This is a genomic window from Stieleria magnilauensis, from assembly GCA_007753675.1.
Taxonomy (GTDB): Bacteria; Planctomycetota; Planctomycetia; order Pirellulales; family Pirellulaceae; genus Stieleria; species Stieleria magnilauensis.
This window is the reverse complement of the sequence record CP036432.1, coordinates 793,628-811,092: the sequence shown is the minus strand read 5'-3', so window position 1 is coordinate 811,092 and position 17,465 is coordinate 793,628. Positions and strand designations below refer to the sequence as shown.

12 protein-coding genes are annotated in these 17,465 nt (G+C 57.9%); 2 read left to right on the top strand and 10 right to left on the bottom strand.

The genetic code is table 11. The features are described from left to right. Positions 1 to 31: 31 nt before the first annotated feature. From TBK1r_RS02990 to TBK1r_RS02970, 5 genes are all read right to left on the bottom strand, one after another. Positions 32 to 1,075: a glutathione synthetase gene (locus tag TBK1r_RS02990; RefSeq protein WP_095739415.1), complete on the bottom strand. Its 1,044-nt coding sequence runs from the start codon at positions 1,073 to 1,075 to the stop codon at positions 32 to 34. Between the two features lie 37 nt (positions 1,076 to 1,112). After that, positions 1,113 to 2,144, bottom strand: coding sequence for a glutathione synthetase (locus TBK1r_RS02985; RefSeq protein WP_145207461.1), 1,032 nt, complete (start codon positions 2,142 to 2,144; stop codon positions 1,113 to 1,115). After that, positions 2,141 to 4,099 carry a flavohemoglobin expression-modulating QEGLA motif protein gene (locus TBK1r_RS02980; protein WP_145207460.1) on the bottom strand — a complete coding sequence of 653 codons (1,959 nt, stop codon included), beginning with the start codon at positions 4,097 to 4,099 and terminating at the stop codon, positions 2,141 to 2,143. Before TBK1r_RS02980 ends, TBK1r_RS02985 begins: the two co-directional genes overlap by 4 nt. Positions 4,100 to 4,103: 4 nt before the next feature. Then, the gene (locus tag TBK1r_RS02975; RefSeq protein WP_145207459.1) at positions 4,104 to 4,895 is read right to left on the bottom strand and encodes an N-formylglutamate amidohydrolase; all 792 of its coding nucleotides are present in this window, start codon (positions 4,893 to 4,895) and stop codon (positions 4,104 to 4,106) included. 276 nt (positions 4,896 to 5,171) lie between these two features. Continuing rightward, on the bottom strand, positions 5,172 to 6,557 hold the full coding sequence (locus TBK1r_RS02970) for a hemolysin family protein (protein WP_145207458.1): 1,386 nt from the start codon (positions 6,555 to 6,557) through the stop codon (positions 5,172 to 5,174). 914 nt (positions 6,558 to 7,471) lie between these two features. Between TBK1r_RS02970 and TBK1r_RS02965 the strand changes: the two genes are divergently transcribed. Together TBK1r_RS02965 and TBK1r_RS02960 are read left to right on the top strand one after the other, a co-directional pair. Further along, positions 7,472 to 8,842 carry an ammonium transporter gene (locus TBK1r_RS02965; protein ID WP_145207457.1) on the top strand — a complete coding sequence of 457 codons (1,371 nt, stop codon included), beginning with the start codon at positions 7,472 to 7,474 and terminating at the stop codon, positions 8,840 to 8,842. A 275-nt stretch (positions 8,843 to 9,117) separates the two neighbouring features. After that, a complete protein-coding gene (locus TBK1r_RS02960; RefSeq protein WP_145207456.1) occupies positions 9,118 to 10,845 on the top strand; it encodes a sulfatase-like hydrolase/transferase in 1,728 nt (575 codons plus the stop codon). Between the two features lie 53 nt (positions 10,846 to 10,898). Here TBK1r_RS02960 and TBK1r_RS02955 read toward each other — a convergent pair whose 3' ends face one another. The 5 genes from TBK1r_RS02955 to TBK1r_RS02935 all read right to left on the bottom strand — a co-directional run bounded on the left by TBK1r_RS02955 (position 10,899) and on the right by TBK1r_RS02935 (position 17,334). Beyond that, positions 10,899 to 11,369, bottom strand: coding sequence for a hypothetical protein (locus tag TBK1r_RS02955; RefSeq protein WP_145207455.1), 471 nt, complete (start codon positions 11,367 to 11,369; stop codon positions 10,899 to 10,901). A gap of 61 nt (positions 11,370 to 11,430) precedes the next feature. Continuing rightward, positions 11,431 to 12,174, bottom strand: a complete 744-nt coding sequence (locus tag TBK1r_RS02950) for a sigma-70 RNA polymerase sigma factor region 4 domain-containing protein (protein WP_145207454.1) — start codon at positions 12,172 to 12,174, stop codon at positions 11,431 to 11,433. 43 nt (positions 12,175 to 12,217) lie between these two features. Further along, the gene (locus TBK1r_RS02945) at positions 12,218 to 13,594 is read right to left on the bottom strand and encodes a hypothetical protein (RefSeq protein WP_145207453.1); all 1,377 of its coding nucleotides are present in this window, start codon (positions 13,592 to 13,594) and stop codon (positions 12,218 to 12,220) included. A 292-nt stretch (positions 13,595 to 13,886) separates the two neighbouring features. After that, positions 13,887 to 16,235, bottom strand: a complete 2,349-nt coding sequence (locus TBK1r_RS02940) for a protein kinase domain-containing protein (RefSeq protein ID WP_145207452.1) — start codon at positions 16,233 to 16,235, stop codon at positions 13,887 to 13,889. Between the two features lie 52 nt (positions 16,236 to 16,287). Then, on the bottom strand, positions 16,288 to 17,334 hold the full coding sequence (locus TBK1r_RS02935) for a hypothetical protein (RefSeq protein ID WP_145207451.1): 1,047 nt from the start codon (positions 17,332 to 17,334) through the stop codon (positions 16,288 to 16,290). Positions 17,335 to 17,465: the final 131 nt, after the last annotated feature.

Below are 17,465 nucleotides of genomic sequence, written 5' to 3'. Positions count from 1 at the left end.
CGCTCTGACTGCACTCTCTCTGACTGCGACATTACAGCGTGCACATGTCGACGTTGTCAAAGTTTCGTCCGTAGTACTGCATGTAGTTCACTTTGCGTTCCAGCGCCGCGATCACGTATTTGTTGAAATTTATTTTCGTGAACTTCTGGGCGCTGCCCAACCCACCGGGGCTGAACACGTTGATTTCCATCAGTTTGTCGCCGACGATGTCCAAGCCGACCAAGAACATCCCGTCTTGGACCAGTTTGGGACGCACGATCTCGGCGATCTTTAGTTCCAATTCACCGATCTCAGCCGCCGCAAGCTTGCCGCCGGCGTGGATGTTGCTGCGCATGTCCCCGCCGCTGCGAACACGTCGGAACGCGGCGTATTTCCCTTTCACTTGCAGCGGCCGGCCGTTCATGATGAACAACCGCATGTCGCCATCGGCTGCCGCCGGCAAATACTCCTGCGCGATCACAAATCCGTCCCGGCTGACCGCGTCGATCATCTGGTTCAAGTTCGGAATGTCACTTTCGGTCACCAGAAACACACTGGCACCGCCCGAACCCTGCAACGGCTTGAGCACGCAGCGGCCTTCGGACTTTGCGAACTCCTTGATCTCGTCTCGGTCACGGGTGATCAGTGTTCGCGGACGCACTTCCTCGGGGAACAGCTGAAAGTACATCTTGGTCGAGGCCTTGGATAACCCGTTCGGATCGTTCACCACGATCACGCCGTGCCGCATCGCCACACGACCGAATTCCGCCGCCGAGGAGGATGCCCAGGGGCGTTTGAGATAGTCATCCGAAGGCACGTTGCGAAGCATCAATACGTCCAGATCATCCACCGTGATGCGTGTCTTGACGGACTTTTGGCCCTGCAAATCTTTTAGATACGCTTCGTGGTTGCCGTACTTCTTTTGCGGCACGCTGCGGGCCCGGGCGCGGATCGATTCGTCCGGATCGTAGGCGAAATCCCCCACACCGATGACAAACACCTCGTGGCCCTGATTGACGGCTTCACAGCCCAAACGCGTGGTCGAATAGCCCGCCTCTTCGGTCAAAACATCGTTGACTACAAATCCAATTTTCATCGATCCGCCTTTCGTTCACGAGAGTAGTAAATAAGCATTAAAGAGTGGCCAGTTCAACGTTGCTAAAGTTGCGCCGGTAATAACGCATGTAGTCGACTTTTCTTTCCAGAGCGTCGAGCACCGCGTGAGTGAAGTTGACTTTCTCGAACTTGTGGGCACTGCCCAGACCGCCCGGAGAGAACACGTTGATTTCCATCAGCTTGTCGCCCACGATGTCCAGCCCGACCAAGAACATGCCGTCCTCGACCAGTCGCGGACGAACCATTTCGGCCAGCTCGAACATCGTGTCGTTGACAACGGCCTTGCGGAGCCGACCGCCGGCGTGAATGTTGCTGCGAATGTCATCACCGGTGCGAACACGGCGGAACGCGGCGTATTTTCCCTTGTGACGCATCGGAAGTCCGTTCATCAAAAACAAACGTGTGTCACCTTCCGCGGCAGCCGGCAAGTACTGCTGGGCGATCACGTAACCGTCGCGGCTGACCGATTCAAAGATGTCTTCCATGTTATGGTTTTCATCGCTCCGAGCGATGAAAACGCCCGTCCCGCCGGAACCCTGCAACGGCTTCAGAATGATCGTTTTTTCTTCGTCCAAAAACTTCGTCACGCGACTCAGACTACGGGTGACCAACGTTCTTGGGCGAACCGGTTCGGGGAATGTTTGCAAATACAACTTGTTCATCGCCTTGGACAATCCGTTGGGATCATTCAACACGATCACGCCGCGTCGCATCGCAAGTCGACCGAAGTGAATTCCGGCGGATTGAGCCCAGGCGCGCTGGACCGATGGATTGCTCCGCAACAGCAGCACATCCAGATCGTCGACCGTGATCCACTCGTTGATCGCCTTGGGTCCCTTGAGCACCGTCAGGTATTTTTCTGAACTGTATTTTCCCGGCGGCACCATGCGGGCGAACGCGCCGATCGTGTCGTCGGCGTCGTAGGACAAATTCCCCGTGCTGACGATCCAGACCTCATGCCCCAGACTGGTCGCCTCGGCGGCTAAACGATACGTCGTCGCACCGGCCTCTTCGCTTCCCATCACGTTCACCACGATTCCCAATCTCATCCGACACGTCCAGTTGTCTTGAGGTCCGACACCAAATCCACGACAGAGCCTGTGCCGCCGCGTAGCTTTGCCAGCCGCGCAATCGCGACCGGGTCTTGCATGAACCGAGGCGTGATCGGTGCCTTGCCGAGCACACCGCGATACTGCAATTCTTTGATGATCGGAATGTGCTTGACCGCCATTTTCCCAACCAACAGCGGGTTCAAGTCGCCGCCTTTTTGTACGTATTTCAAAATCGCGACCAGCCCGCGAAGGTACACGCAATCCTTCGTCAATCCGCCGCCACGGTAGACCCGCATCACGACGTTGTACGCCGCTCGTTTACTCAAACCGTACTCTTCATGGATCGAATGGAAATTCTCGACGAAGGACGCACCGTCGACCATTTGACGAACCGCGACGACGCGGGCGCCCAACTGCCGCATTCGCGAATTCGTCAATCCGCCGACCAAATACTCTGACAACACAGCCAGACCTTCCTGTAACTCTTCATATCCGGCCAGCCCCGAATAGAGTTGTTGAAACGGTTGCAATCGCCCGTTGTAATAGGTCACCAGGTGCGTTCCGACTTCGTGTGCCAGCAAGGCCGCCACTCGATCCTCGGCGAGCGTCAAATCGGAATTCACCATCAGCTTGCCGCGAGAGACGATCAGACCGCTAGCATCATCCGAAATCACAACTTTGGCTTTGAAGTCTGGACAGGCGTCACGGTAGTGGTCGATCTCCTTCTGGACACACGCGGCAAACTGTTTGGCCGAAAACAGGTTCGCCTTGCTCGAGGAAGCCTTTGCCGGCACCGTCGTCAACAACTCCTTGGCGACGCGGAGCACGGCATCGTTGACTCCGCCGAACAGCGCCATACTGAGGTGCTTGAATCGCGGCGTGTCGCGATCCCGCAACATGGTGAGCTTCAGATCCAGCTCTTCCTGCTTTTCTTCAAAGATTCGCTGCAACGAGGGATCTTCGACGCGTTCGATCGGAATCTTATAGAGCTGACGTTTCAGCAGCGCGGGATCGATCGGCAGCGGCCGATAGTGAAACTCGGGCGGATGCCTGCACTGCCCGGCTTCGAATTCCTTCCACGCACTGGTCGGATTGACGGGCGTCAACTGAACCAAATAATCGAATTGGTTGCTGACCTCGGCGAGTTGTCGGTCGATGTCCCAGACCGCTTTGACCACCGCTTTGCGACCGAGCGTATGAAAGTGGTCGGGGCTATGTGTCGTCCGGTCACAAGCAAACTCAAAATAGGCGTGTCGAAGCGCATGACTGAGACTCCGGCGCAACTGGCCCATCAAGAGCGGAAACTCGACGGAGGTGTTGGCTTTGCGGAACACCGGCGGGACCATCAAACCGATCTTCCAGCAGTTCATTTCACGCGCATGCGGCGAATCGATCAGCGGCTTCATTCCGGGCGGACAGATCGTGCCGCCGCGAACCACTTGAACCTCCACCCCGTGCTTCAGAATCTTCATTTTCTGAAGCCGTTTGCGAAGCGACTCGACGGTGTTGTCCAGTTTCGCGGTTCCGGGTGCTTGAATCGTGAAGGTCGGCAGCACCGACGGCACAGCCGGATCGTTGGCCTTGCCACCATCGGGCGATGACCAGATTTCGACGATCAGAAACGCCCCAAACTCGGCCGACAGTGTCTTGACGACCGTCCCAACCAGCCTCGACAGGCTGTCATGAAACTCTGCCGCTCCCGATCCGATCAGATAGGAGGCCTCGCCCCGCACCAGCTGCTCGGTCCCGGCATCATCGTACTCCGGCGGCTGGCGATAAACACACAGGAACGGAACTTGTCGGTCGATGTGCAGACGCCCCTTGTGCGGCAACGTCCGACGCACGCGTTCGTTCCGCGACAATCGATCGCAAACCGCCGCGATCAACGATTCCGGTACGCGGTTCTTGTCGGCCTTGGCATTCGTTCGTTTTCCGTGCGTGGTGGTGGTCATCACTTTAGACAAGCCGCGGGTGGTTGAAGGCGTCCATGACAAAGGGCACCGAGTATTGAAGGGCATCGGAAATCGCGTCGACGGCGGCGGGATCCGGCTGGCCGGTCCACTCGTCCATGAAGAATTTTTTGAATTCGATCGCGATCGCGACGCCGGTGGTCGGAAAGGTTTCGTGAATCCAGCGCGGCCAGTTGCCGCCTCGAAACTTGACATTCTCCCGAACATCAAGCTTGCCGCCGGGAAAATCGAACTCGCGCAACCCTTCGATCAACGCGTCCACCACATGTCCCCAACGTCGGCGGTCCATCGTTCCCGTGCCGATGTTGACCTGGGGATTTTCCAGCGGATCGGCGGCCGGCCCGGCCGGCCCGGCACGTCGGTGGTTGTAGGTGTGCAGATCGTAGAGGATGAATTGTCCCTGCTCCGCCACGATTCCGCTCAGCATTTCTTGCATCGCGGCATAAAACGCGTCGTACTCGTCCAATGATTTTGCAAACATTTCATCGGCCGGATTGTCGTTCCAAACCGTCAACCCCCACGCATCCTCGGGGGTCCGATAGACAGCTTTATCGCGTGGACGGTTCAAATCGACTTCGAACCGTGACCGCAATCCGACGACCCGAGTGGGTGCACACTTCGTCCAATGTCCGGTGAAGGGGTCTTCTTCTCGGAGCCGACCCAGATCATCGAGTTTGACGTGCGACAAGACATCGTCGCGCATCGCGTGTCCGTCGTGGACCGCAGTCGCAACCAACGGGCCTTCGCCTCGCTGAACTTGCCAAATCTGGTCGCTCATCCCACACCTCCCCCGGTCGGTTGCCGTCTTCGTGCTGACATCGTGCGGGATTCAGCACGATCGACCGATCAACAACAGCGCCGATCAGATCGATGTGCGGAGACTGCACCGCTTACATCCGACGGTGATACAGAGCACAACGCATGCCATCGCGTTGATAAACTGGTTTGGACCGGGAATTCGTTGGCCCAGGGACGATGCAAGGCAGGCGACTGGGAAATCCCTTTCAACCAGCGGAAAAGTTTTTTCCACCTCCCCCCTCGGTCGCTGAATCGATCATTCCGGGCTCGCCAGACGGAAACGAATTTTGGTGGCGCTATCGTTCTTCATCTCCAGCACCTCCGCGACCGCCCCGTCCAACTCGATGCGGTCTCCCTGGGCCAGAATCTTTTGTTGAAAGTCCATCAGCATGCCACTGATCGTGTCCGCCTCGTCGGATTCGTTGAGCGGGATGGCCAGTCGGCGTCGCACTTCGTCGATCGGCGTTGTGCCGTTGACGACAAATTCGCCCTTTCCTTCGGGAACAATATTCGGATCAGCGTTATCAAACTCATCGTCGACTTCACCGACGATCCGTTCGAGCACATTTTCCAGCGTCACCATCCCGGTGATTGTGCCATATTCGTCAATCACAAACGCCATCAGCTGATGCGTCGCCTGAAAATGTCTCAGCACCTTGCTGATCGGCATCGTCTCATGGACCTTCTTAGGCGGACGAATGATGGTCCTGACATCGAAGTCCGAATCCGCTTCGGGAACGGTCAACAAGTCCTTGATGTGCACCACGCCCAACACCTTGTCCAACGATCGGTCACAGACCGGGTAACGAGTGTGCATGGTCGTCCGAACCAATTCGCGGAGCACCGAAATCGGTTCGTTGACATCGAAAAAAATGACGTCGCCGCGGGGCAGCATCACGCGCCGCACGATCAGATCGTCGAACTCAAAGACGTTGTTGATCAAACGGTGTTCGCTACGCGTCAGATTGCCATGGACATGCGCCTCGGTCAGCAACGCACGGATCTCGTCTTCCGTACTGACCGATTCGTGATCCGACGCTCCCCGGATGCCCACCAGTTTCAACAGATACGTCGTGACGATGTTCAGAATGGTGAGAAACGGATACAGGATGACGTAGAAGAACTTGAGCGGAATCGCACACCACAACAACACCTGTTCAGGGCGGCGGATGGCAAAGATCTTGGGGAACTGCTCGCCGGTCACCAGGTGCAGCCCGGTGATCACCGAAAACGCGATCGCAAATCCGATCACCTTCACGACGGCTTCATCGGTCACCCCCACCCACCCCAGCAACGGCTCGACCAATTTGGAAAACGCCGGTTCACCGACCCAGCCGAGTGCCAGGGAGGCCATCGTGATCCCGAGTTGGCATGCCGAAAGCGATTCGTCCAAACGCTCGGCAAGCCATCGGGCGGTGCCGGCGAACAGTTTGCCTTCACGGGCGAGCTGCTCGATCCGTGAGACCCGCACTTTGACGAGCGCGAATTCCGCCGCCACAAAAAAGCCGTTCAAAATGATCAGAAAGACTGCAATCGTCAGAAACAGCAGCGTCCGACCGCCGCCTCCCGCCTCGCCGCCTTCCATGGCGGGTTCGACTTCGGCGATCAACGCCAGACTTAAACAACAGAGTGATCCGATCATGCGAATTGATAGATGTGATGAAGGTTCGGCTTTGGATGAGCGACGACAAGGGAAGCCGTCCGAACCGTGAAAGCGACCTCCGATTAGTGGAAAAGAACTTTCCAGTGGGGGGCATTATACGGGGATCGCTCCACTGCGGCGCGCGATGTGGCTGCCGGATCATCGCCAAAAAACGAGTGCACGTCTACGGATCGACGCACCGCCGGCGGATTGATTCGCCGCGACCCCGTCCGGGCAACGCTGTGAAGCATTTTTTAGCGGTAGGGCGCGAGCCCAATACCGCTAGATCGACAAGGGTTAGACCAGGGCAAGGCCCGTAGGCCCCGCGCCAAACGGCTGATGATCGTTTGACATCAGCCGGTTCGCGTCAGCGCGAGCGGCGCCCCTCAACGTCGATTGAGCGGCATTGGCCGTAAGGCGTCGGGTATTGTGCTGGGCCCGGCCGCTCACGTGTCACGGCTCACTCAATCAACAGGCCAGACAGGCACCGGCGGCGTCACCCCAATCGCCAGTGATGCCCCGCTCGGGAGCCAGTATCAGACCTCACGACACGTGCTCACATAACTGGCACCGGCCGGGCCATCTGCACACGGACTAAGCACGGCAACGCGACGCCGGGCCACTTGAATGATCTTCTGTCTTTTTCAGATTTTTTTAAGTGCTTGCCAGCAAACCGTTTGCGCTGCTGAACAGACCAACACTTTGAACATTGGTCCGCCACTTGCCAACTCGGTGCCTCCGATGTGCATGCCACAGAATTGAGAACGCTTTCGACTCTTGAGCATCGTGAAAGATGGCCCAGGTAGGAGTTTCTGGCGTCTCGGTCTGATCCCTGGCTGAACAAGTGAGTGAGAGTCCCCGATCCCCCGGGACCGCTCAGCAAATTTCCTAATTTCGAGAAGGTTTGGAATCGAATGTCTAAGTTTATGCGAGCACCATTGCTCACGGGTCTGTTTTTTGCCGGGGCGTTATGCCTGGGAGCCGCGTTCACTCCCGAGGTGTTGGCTCAAGCCGAAGAAGTCGCTGCAGAGAGCGCCTATTCCTCAGAAGAGTACGTCGCTTCGGATGGCTATGCCGTCTTCGCGGTCAACAACTTGTGGATTTGCATCTCCGCCGCCCTGGTGTTCATCATGCACCTCGGCTTCACCACGCTGGAAGCCGGTCTGACGCAAAAGAAGAACGCCGTCAACATCATCTTCAAAAACGTCTGGATCGTTTGCACGGGTATCCTGCTGTACGCCGCGTGGGGCTTCAACGCGATGTACCCCGGCGACTTCAATGGCTACTTCGCGATGGGCAGCTGGTTCGGGCAATCGCTCAACGACGTCAGCATGACGACCGCGGACTACAACGCCGGTTACACCTGGTGGGGTGACTTCATCTTCCAAGCGATGTTCGCGGCGACCGCTGCTACGATCGTTTCCGGTGCGGTTGCCGAACGTGTCAAACTTCCCGTCTTCATGCTCTTTTCGACCCTGTTGGTCGGCTTCGCCTACCCGATCATCGGTAGCTGGAAGTGGGGCGGCGGCTGGTTGGATCAAATGGGCTTCTACGACTTCGCCGGATCCAGCATCGTGCACGCCTTCGGTGGCTTCGCAGCCTTGGCCTGTGTTCTGATCCTCGGCCCGCGTACCGGCAAGTACACCGAGAGCGGCATCAAGCCGATCGTCGGTCACAGCATGCCTTTGGCCGTCATCGGTGTGTTCTTGTTGTGGCTCGGATGGTTCGGATTCAACGGCGGCTCGGCCCTTTCGGCTGACCCCAAAGCCGTCTCGTACGTCTTCGTCACGACCAGCCTTGCGGCCGCATCGGGTGCCATCACCTCGATCGTCGCCTCCTACGTGTTGTTGAAGAAGCCCGACGTGTCGATGGCACTCAACGGCATTCTGGCTGGTCTGGTCGGAATCACGGCCGGTGCGGACACCGTCGGCGAAGGATCCTCGATCGTGATCGGTGCCATCGCCGGACTGTTGGTGGTCGTCGCGATCCTCGGATTCGACAAGATCAAGATCGACGATCCGGTCGGTGCGATTTCCGTTCACGGTGTGTGCGGCATCTGGGGCACCGTCGCAGTCGGAATCTTCTCCCTCGATTCAAGCCACAGCGTCGTGACCCAGTTGATCGGCACCTTGGCCATCGGCGGGTTTGCCTTCGCCTTCTCCGCAATCGCCTTCGGTCTGCTCAAAGTCACCCTCGGTGTCCGAGTCAGCCTGGAAGAAGAAACCCTCGGATTGGACATCAGCGAGCACGGCATGGCTGCTTACAACGGCTTCGAAACGGCGTGAGACCGCTGTAACGACACTGTTGTGATCTATTGAAACTTCTCGGCTCTTGCCTGGGCCAGAAGACCCCAGTTACCCGGGCGTGTTTTAACATGCCCGGGTCTGGGTATTTTATGGGGCTGGTCTTCTGCCAGCTTTGAATCCTCTCGTTGCGTATGTCGAGCGGAAACGTGGTCCCGAGCGATCCGCGGCGACAACGCCCCCGCTACACTGATGCTGCGGACAGGCACAGCGGACGAGCCAACGAGTTGATGTCACTCAACTGGACCAACGAAACCATGATGCATCGCTTTTTGATCACGACACTCTCGCTTGTCGCCATCGTCGTCGCAGCTGTCCCCACCCGCAGTGTCGCTTCCCCGCCGAACGTTCTGTTCATCGCTGTCGATGATCTGAACGACTGGATCGGATGCATGGACGGGCACCCGCAATCGAAAACGCCAAACATCGACCGGCTGGCCGCAAGCGGTGTCTTGTTCACCAACGCCCACTGCCCCGCGCCGGCTTGCAATCCGTCGCGAACCGCCATCATGACCGGGATCTCGCCGCACGTCTCAGGGCTGTACGACAACGGACAAAAGATGCGAGAGTTGTTGCCCGATGCCGAATTGCTGCCCAAGTACTTTTCCCGACACGGCTATTGGTCTGCCGGATCCGGAAAGCTGCTGCACTATTTCATCGATCAACAATCATGGGATCAGTATTTCCCGCCCAAGGAAACCGAAGACCCGTTTCCTCGCACACTGTACCCCGATAAACGCCCCGTCAGCCTGCCCGTCGGCGGCCCCTGGCAGTACCGAGAAACCGACTGGGGACCGCTGGATGTTTCGGACCAGGAATTCGGTGGTGACTACTTGGTATCGCAGTGGATTGGCGAGCAACTGGGTAAACAACATGACCAACCGTTCTTCCTGGCGTGCGGAATCTATCGCCCGCATGAGCCCTGGTTCGTCCCCAAGAAATACTTCGATCGCTTTCCCCTGGACAGCATTGAGCTGCCGCCGGGCTACCGCGCCGACGACTTGGACGACTTGCCACCGGCGGGAAAGAAGCGCGGACCCAATCGATACTTTGAACACATCCTGAAACACGACCAATGGAAGCAAGCGGTGCAGGGCTATCTCGCATCGATTTCGTTTGCCGACGAGATGGTCGGGCGGGTGATCGATGCGCTCAGCCGCGGACCCAACCGAGACAACACGATCGTCGTGCTGTGGAGCGACCACGGTTGGCATTTGGGTGAAAAGCAGCATTGGCAAAAGTACACGGCGTGGCGAGCTTGCACCCGCGTCCCGTTGATTGTCCGTGTTCCGCCGGGGACGCCAGGTTTACCCGCCGGCACGAAAGCGAACACCATCTGCGACGCTCCGGTGAACTTGCTCAGTCTGTATCCAACGCTCGCGCAATTGTCCGGGTTGCCACCGAAAGAATCCAACGACGCGCCATCGCTTGTTCCGCTGCTGGAAAACGCACAAACCGAGTGGCCGCACGTCTCAATCACCCACCTAAATCGGCCCGGCAACTACGGCCTGAGCGGTCGTCGCTGGCGATTGGTCCAGTACGACAACGGCGACCACGAGTTGTACGACACCGACGCCGACCGATACGAGTGGACGAATCTTGCCAAAGATCCCCAACACGCGTCACGGATCGACGGGATGCGAGCGCTCGCACCAACGGAATTTGCCTCGTTTGTCGCACCCAGTGACGCGGCGCTGCCGAAGCTTGCGTGGCATCCGGCGACGGACTCAACTGTGCCAGCATCCAAACCCGATGGCAACCGTTTCGACGTCATCTTCACCAATCGTCGCGACCAACCGGTGAAAGTGTTCTGGATCGATCGCGACGGCAAACGGAAGTCGTTCGGGACACTGGAATCCGGTTGGCGTAAGCCCCAGCAATCGCGTCCCGGAGCCGTGTGGTTGATCACCGACAAGGACGAAAACCCGCTCGGTTACTTCGTCGTCGGCGATCGAACGGCCCACGCGGTGATTGATGCTCAGTAGCCTGTGCGTTGACCGCCAAACATTTCGCTCGCCCCCAACTCACATAGGCAACCTCAGCTCAGTTTCTCTGCGACCGATCGAAGCGGCGAGCGGTAGCGATCATCGAGCCAAGGTTGGCCCGCCGCCCAAGTCAGTTTCTCTTTCAAGGAGACGTCATCCATCTCCGTGATGCGTGTCCCCGTCGACTGGAGGGCTTTGGCAATGGCCAGCAAGTAGATCACCGCAGAAACGGGTTTCGGCAACACGCCATCGGACCTCGAACCACCCAGCTTTGCGAATTGTTTGAGGCTGACCAGTGCGTGTGTCGGCGGATGCTCCGCTGCCAGCAATTCCTCGATCGAAATCGACGCCGGTTCGTTCGGCTGATCCGCCCGATCCTCCGCACCGGTCAGATCCGCTAGGCTCACCTGCAATTGGTGATGAAAAATCGCAGCGTACTCGTCACGACGCCAGAGTTTGGCATGAGAATCGAGTTGAAACAGTTTCGAAAGCGTTTCCGGATCGGGTTCCATGAGTTCGTCCATTGGGCTGTCGATGCGAGGCCGTAGGCGTTGAAGCGAGCCGTCAGGTCGCAAAGACGCAGCTTTACGGTTGCGACACGATGTCCTGGAGCTCCGCCAGCTCCTGCTCGATCTCGTGTTCGTCATGAACGTATTGGCTGATCACCAAACGCAACGAGCGGGCGAACATTCGCTTTCCGGTCATCAAGGCATTGGACGCTTGTGCCGGAGAACGAAACGCAAACCGATTGACGAGTGCGGAATAGCTGATGGGTTCGGCACCCTCGTAGATCGGTGCCAGGATTCGTCCATGAAAAACCAACCACAACGTTTCGCGGTTGCTACCGAGACATTCTTGCTGCATCCGGTCAGAGGCGTCGGCGAGGACTGTCCGAGCCCACTGGACATCAAAGGCATGGTCGGCGCGTGTGTCTGGTGTCGAGGCGACGCCGAGGTCGTTTCCGGGCATCGGTAGGGCGTGATCGGCCGAACGCTTTTTGGCTCGTCGTTTTTCGAGTTGATTCTTGGCGTAATTATCGAGCGAGTGCACCAACAGGCTGCGAAAACGACCGCGCGACGGCTCCGCGACCGAGAGCAGATTGCGTTCCAGAATCTTGTGCTCGATGAAGCCCTGCACCAGATCGTCTGCGTCACTCGATTGGATCTGACGCGACTTGACGAGATGGGTCTTCAGAGCGGACCAGTATCGCGTGAGCAGTTCTTGAAGTGCCGCCGATTGGTCGGCATCGAACCGATCGCCGGCGCGACGGACAATGGACCAGCGCGTCGTCGGGAAGCAGTTCGGATCGCGGAAGGAATCATCGGCCATCGAACCACTCGCCAACCTTTTAGCACGCGCTACCGCGACGCGGTCAAAAATGGCGAATCAACGCCAACATGAACTCGCCGTCGAAGAATCGCTCGGGTTCTTCGGAAAGCGGAAAAGCACCGCCAACACGCAGCTTTGTATGGTAATCGAATTCCGCATGCAATCCGATGGTGACGTTGGAAACCCCCAGATCTTCCGGGGTACCGAAAGACGCAAATCCGCTTCCAAGTGTGACGAAGTCCCCCTCGCCCAGGGTGCTGTTTAAGTGATACTCGACGACGCCTGCCAGTCCCGTCAGGCTACATGTCGGTTGACGTCGGCAATGGTCTCGAAAGAACCAATATCCTGCGGAAAGATCAAAATAGAAATAGGAAGTTTCATCCAATTCGCCCCGTTCGATCAGACCTGCCGTGTCCGTTTCGATGGAGTTCCCGTTGATCGGCACATCCAGCTGAAACGACATGTGATAGAACAGGTCTCCCGGCGCGCCCACGACTCCGATGTAGGGCAACAGGTGAATCGAGTTGTTGCTGACGGTGAAATCGATGTCTCGAAGTGGCAGTTGACCACGCACGTCGGATCCGGTCGGCGTGTCAAATCCGATACCGACTGCGACGGCTCGAGTTTGCGTCTGATGGATCAATCGTTTGAAGATGATCGCCAGGTTGCCAACGTTTCCGCCCACCAGGCGATAGTCGGGATCATCGATGGTGAATCGTTCGGCAAACGGCAACCGGAATTCCACCGAAGCGCGTCCGCGATCGTAGGTCTTTTCAAATCCGACGGTGAATCGATCGACCGCATTTTCGTCCAACCGTGCCCCCTCGCGCTGAACATTCTGTGCGGCGGAAAAGTGATGATAATTGACGAACGCCCGATCGACGGGGTAAGCCTTGTTGTGGTCCGCAATTTTCGCGCGACGACTGGACGCCGCCAAGGGAACATCGTTCCGGATGATCGACGTACCGGTGTCGACGATGGAGTCCCCACCGACAAAGTTGTCACCAAAGAACTCCGGTGTTCTGGCGAACCGATTCAGCGGTCCACGCGACAGCGCACGTGATTGCCCCAGCAGAGAATCCAACATGCTGGTGGGCTGAGTCGTCGGGGCGAACGAGGCAAACGGCGACGCGGCTTGCGGCGTGACGGTGGGTGCCGGTGTGGGCGGGCTGGTTTGCGATTGCACCGCCGCCGCCGGATCGGCGTCGGCTTGCGGCAGCGCCGGATCCTGTGGCCCCGGTGTCGCAGGGGGCCCCGGTGTCGCAGGGGAGCCCGGTGAAATCGAGTCGCCTTGATCGCCGCCGACGCTGCGGGCGGGGGACGATTCCGGTTGGCCGGGCGGTTGCGCCGCGAATAATGTTTCGACGGACATGCAGACGCACAGTCCGGCGATCACACATTTGGTCCCCAATCCGTGCATGGCGATTCCCTTCCATAGGAGCTAGATCTCTTCCATAACGTTATCGGGACGACTGCAACGATTCTTTTTAGAATGCTGACAAACGTGCCCACACAACTTGATCTCGAACCAACTCAGGTGCCACGACCGTCATATCCGGCTCAACCGGTCTAATCAACGCTGTGAAGCATTGATTCACCGCGTGTGACGAGGTGTTAGCGGCATTGGGCGCAAGCCCTCCGGTCCCTCATCGTTGCCGAAACACCGGAGGGCTCGCGCCCTACCGCTAAAAAATGCTTCACAGCGTTGCGGTCTAATTTGCCAGCGAATCGATTCGTGCATCGATTTCCGTCTTCAACTGCGTCAGCGTCGCAGACTGTGGCAATTCAACCAACGCGTCCGCGGCGTGCCGTTGGTAGCGAGTCCACAGGGCCGTTTCGGGTTGCCCGTGCGTTTCCAGTCGCGCCAGTTCCAGCAACACACGGGCGACTTCACTGGCGTAACGATCGTCGCGTCGTGCCAAATCGAGCGCCGTGTCGCGTGCCGTCTGCAGTGCCGTGATCGCATCCTCCAACGCTGACAATTGCTCGTAGCGGTAGGCGATTTCGGCGCCGCAATTGACAAGCATCAGTTGGTACTTGTCGACGTTCGGATTGATCGCAGCGATCGGCCCTAACTCGAGCATCGCGCGACGATAATCATCGATCGCCGCGGAAGATTCCTGCAGCCCGGCCCGCGCGAAATAGCTACCGCTGAGCAAATAATGGTCATCGATGGCCGGTTGCAACCGCACGAGTTGTGAAAACGATTCGACCGCGCGATCATAGTTCGAGCGAGCCAAATCGAGCTTGCCGTGTTGGGCATAGATGCCACCGAGTGCGTAGTATCCCTTGGCAACATCACGCAAGATGCGGGGATCCTCTGGATGTTCCATGGACAACTGCTCACGCAAATCAGTCGCATCTCCTAACGCTGCGAAGGCCGCAATGAGATTCCCGCTGCGTTTGAACACAATGCCGAGATTCATGTCGGTATTGGCCAACAGTCGTCGATATTCGATGTCGTCGGGCTGGAGGCGGACGAGTCGCTGGCGCAGTTTTTTTGATTGGCGAAAGGAATTCAGCGATGATTCCAAGCGACCAAGGTGAAACAGACTGTCGCCCCTGGCGTTGAAGGAATTGGCAAGTTCGCGCACGTTGCTTTCGGTGTCGGGTCGTTCATCCACCCTCCGACGCTGAATTTCGATCGCCCGATCGAAGTGTTCCAGTGCGGCTTCGTGGGACTCAATCTCTGCGGTGATTAATCCGACACGGTAATGCGTCACGCCCATCAGGTCGGCGATCGTCGGGTCGTCAGCCCGTTGCACCAGAAAACGTTTGTAGTACTCCAGAGCTTGACGCATCAAGTCATGTCGCAGGGGCTTCAGCCCGGGCTGGTCGAGCAGCGTTTCTTCACTGACGGTGTTGAAGAAGTCGTTGACAGCATCGAGCGCCTGTTTGAAACTCTCTTCCGAACGTTTGAACGCCGAACGGGTCTGCACCAACGAGACCGTGACGGCAACAAACGCAAGCACGAGACAGGCCAACGCCGTTGCCGCGCTCGCGGCGATCAACCGATTGCGCCGGCTCCAACGCATCAATCGGCCCAGTCCGCTGATCGGGCGGGCGCGAATCGGAACTCCGGACAGGTAGCGATCCAGTTCGTCCGCCACCGCGCCGGCGCTGGGATAACGACGATCCGGGTCCTTTTCCAGACACTTCAAGCAGATCGTATCAAGATCCAAGTCGATCGCAGGATTCAACCGCCTCGGTGCAACCGGCTGGCGATCCATCACTTGGCGGAGGGTCTCCCACACCGTCGCGGCCTGAAAAACGGGCCTTGCGGTGAGCATGTGATAAAGCGTCGCGCCGATCGCGTAGACATCGGACCTGACGGTGACGCTGGCAGAATCTCGGGCCTGCTCCGGCGACATGTATTGTGGCGTGCCCATCACATCGCCATCACGTGTCAGCCCGTCCTCCTGTTCGATCAGTTTTGCCAGCCCGAAATCAGTCACCAGCGCACGATCCGATTTCGCATCAATCAGAATGTTCTGAGGCTTCAGATCCCGATGCAAGATGCCCTGCTGATGGGCTTCGCCCACCGCCCGACACACCTGGCGGATGTAACTGGCCGCAGGTTGATTGTCGATCGGTCCGAACCGCAGGATTTCCGCGAGACTTCTTCCTTCCACGTATCGCATCGATAGAAACTGTTGACCATCGGATTCACCGACGTCATACAGCGTCACCATGTTCTCGTGATCCAACCGTGCCGCCGCTTGGGCTTCGGTACGGAACCGCGTCAACGCCCGTTCGCGCTGTTCGGCCGTCATTCCGGCAAGGTGTTCGGGTCGGATAACCTTCAGCGCAACGGTTCGTCCGGCCGCCTTTTGACGCGCCAGATAAACGATCCCCATCCCGCCCTTGCCGAGCGTACCGATGACTTCGTAGTCACCAATTCGTTCGGGGACCTTTCCGTCATCGTGATCGGGCCCGGGCCGCCTATTGGGGTCTGGAGTAAAAAAATGGTCAGGGATCGAAGCTTCACCATCGCCAGACGACTCGCCGGCCGAGCGAGATGCCGCATCCGCAGTCGAATCAATCGGCCGGTCGCTGCTCATGGTTCGCTGCTCATGGTTCGCTGCTCATGTTCTCGCTCTATCTGCGCCCCTTCTATTTGCGTCCCGCCAGTCGCTTCGCGTGGCCGATCAAATCGGGTCGTCGTTTGGACGGGGGCAACTCTTGCTGCTGGGCATGATCGAATTTGAGCGCGGTCTCGATCTCCGGCAACATAAACAGTATACCCACTGCGGAGGCGAGGCCTTTGGCGCCGGCGCGGGCGACTTTGACGTTGCGAAGCGTGCTCTTGGTATTGGCGACATTGGCCCGGGCACGGTTGAGCGCGCCTTGTCGCTCGGTTCGCAGGCGAGATCGTTGGATGCGGCGGAGTCGCTCGGCTGCCCGCTCGTGAGCGGTCTTGGATGCTTGAAGGAATTCATCGCTGATGTCCTTCCCAAACGTTTTCAGGGCACTTTCACTGGCGACTCCAGATGCCGATGCCAATGCCATGGCAGGGACCATCGACAATGCAACCAGCTTGGCACCTTTTCCCTCGGCGACCGTTTTGGCCACACTGCATGCGACCGAATACGTGATGCCGGCACCGATCGACCCCAAGATTGTCAGTCCCGCTCCTCCGGAAACGAAGACAAACAGAACACTGGTCGCGGTCTGGACGCCGTAGGTTGCGTTGATGGTCAGATTCAATTGACGGATGACATCATCGTTGACCGCATTGGCCAGTTTTCGCTTCATCGCAATCCCTTTTCGATTGATCAAGATTTCGAGTTGCTTGGTGCGCAGGTAGGACAACACCGCATCGGAGCCTTCTTCCATTTTTTCGAAAAAACGTCGCGAGTAGATCTTCAATGCCTCTTTCCGTCGTGTCCGGTAAAGGTTCACGTCGACGTGAGTTTGGGTCTGTGACTTTGGCTTGGAACCACACCAAAAATCGAGAGCTCCCCAAAGGATTCCTTCATCTTTTGCGGTTCTGATGGTCAGGACGCTGTTCATCGCGTAGGCGCTCGCGGCCGCAGACAGCAGTTCGTCCACTTTTTTAGCGTCCAGAACCAGGGCCTTTATTTTTTTGGCAGCCGTCGCTTTCGTCGCGGGGACCGGCTTTGGCGGCTTCTTCTTGGGTGCAGGTTTAGGCGTTGGCATCGTCGTACCTTCGTTTTCGGTGGCAGGGGATTGGATCGTCACACACGTGATCGAGTCGACTCACCCTTGCTACCGAGAACCTGAGTCGGGCCTGCGCACTTCAATCCCAAAAACCGCAGAAAAAGTTATTG

Excerpts from the sequence above, each read along its gene's own strand:
- TBK1r_RS02965 (WP_145207457.1), top strand. The coding sequence starts at position 7,472 with ATGTCTAAGTTTATGCGAGCACCATTGCTCACGGGTCTGTTTTTTGCC.
- TBK1r_RS02970 (WP_145207458.1), bottom strand. The coding sequence starts at position 6,557 with ATGATCGGATCACTCTGTTGTTTAAGTCTGGCGTTGATCGCCGAAGTC.
- TBK1r_RS02975 (WP_145207459.1), bottom strand. The coding sequence starts at position 4,895 with ATGAGCGACCAGATTTGGCAAGTTCAGCGAGGCGAAGGCCCGTTGGTT.
- TBK1r_RS02960 (WP_145207456.1), top strand. The coding sequence starts at position 9,118 with ATGATGCATCGCTTTTTGATCACGACACTCTCGCTTGTCGCCATCGTC.
- TBK1r_RS02945 (WP_145207453.1), bottom strand. The coding sequence starts at position 13,594 with ATGCACGGATTGGGGACCAAATGTGTGATCGCCGGACTGTGCGTCTGC.
- TBK1r_RS02940 (WP_145207452.1), bottom strand. The coding sequence starts at position 16,235 with ATGAGCAGCGACCGGCCGATTGATTCGACTGCGGATGCGGCATCTCGC.
- TBK1r_RS02980 (WP_145207460.1), bottom strand. The coding sequence starts at position 4,099 with ATGACCACCACCACGCACGGAAAACGAACGAATGCCAAGGCCGACAAG.
- TBK1r_RS02950 (WP_145207454.1), bottom strand. The coding sequence starts at position 12,174 with ATGGCCGATGATTCCTTCCGCGATCCGAACTGCTTCCCGACGACGCGC.
- TBK1r_RS02985 (WP_145207461.1), bottom strand. The coding sequence starts at position 2,144 with ATGAGATTGGGAATCGTGGTGAACGTGATGGGAAGCGAAGAGGCCGGT.
- TBK1r_RS02990 (WP_095739415.1), bottom strand. The coding sequence starts at position 1,075 with ATGAAAATTGGATTTGTAGTCAACGATGTTTTGACCGAAGAGGCGGGC.
- TBK1r_RS02955 (WP_145207455.1), bottom strand. The coding sequence starts at position 11,369 with ATGGACGAACTCATGGAACCCGATCCGGAAACGCTTTCGAAACTGTTT.
- TBK1r_RS02935 (WP_145207451.1), bottom strand. The coding sequence starts at position 17,334 with ATGCCAACGCCTAAACCTGCACCCAAGAAGAAGCCGCCAAAGCCGGTC.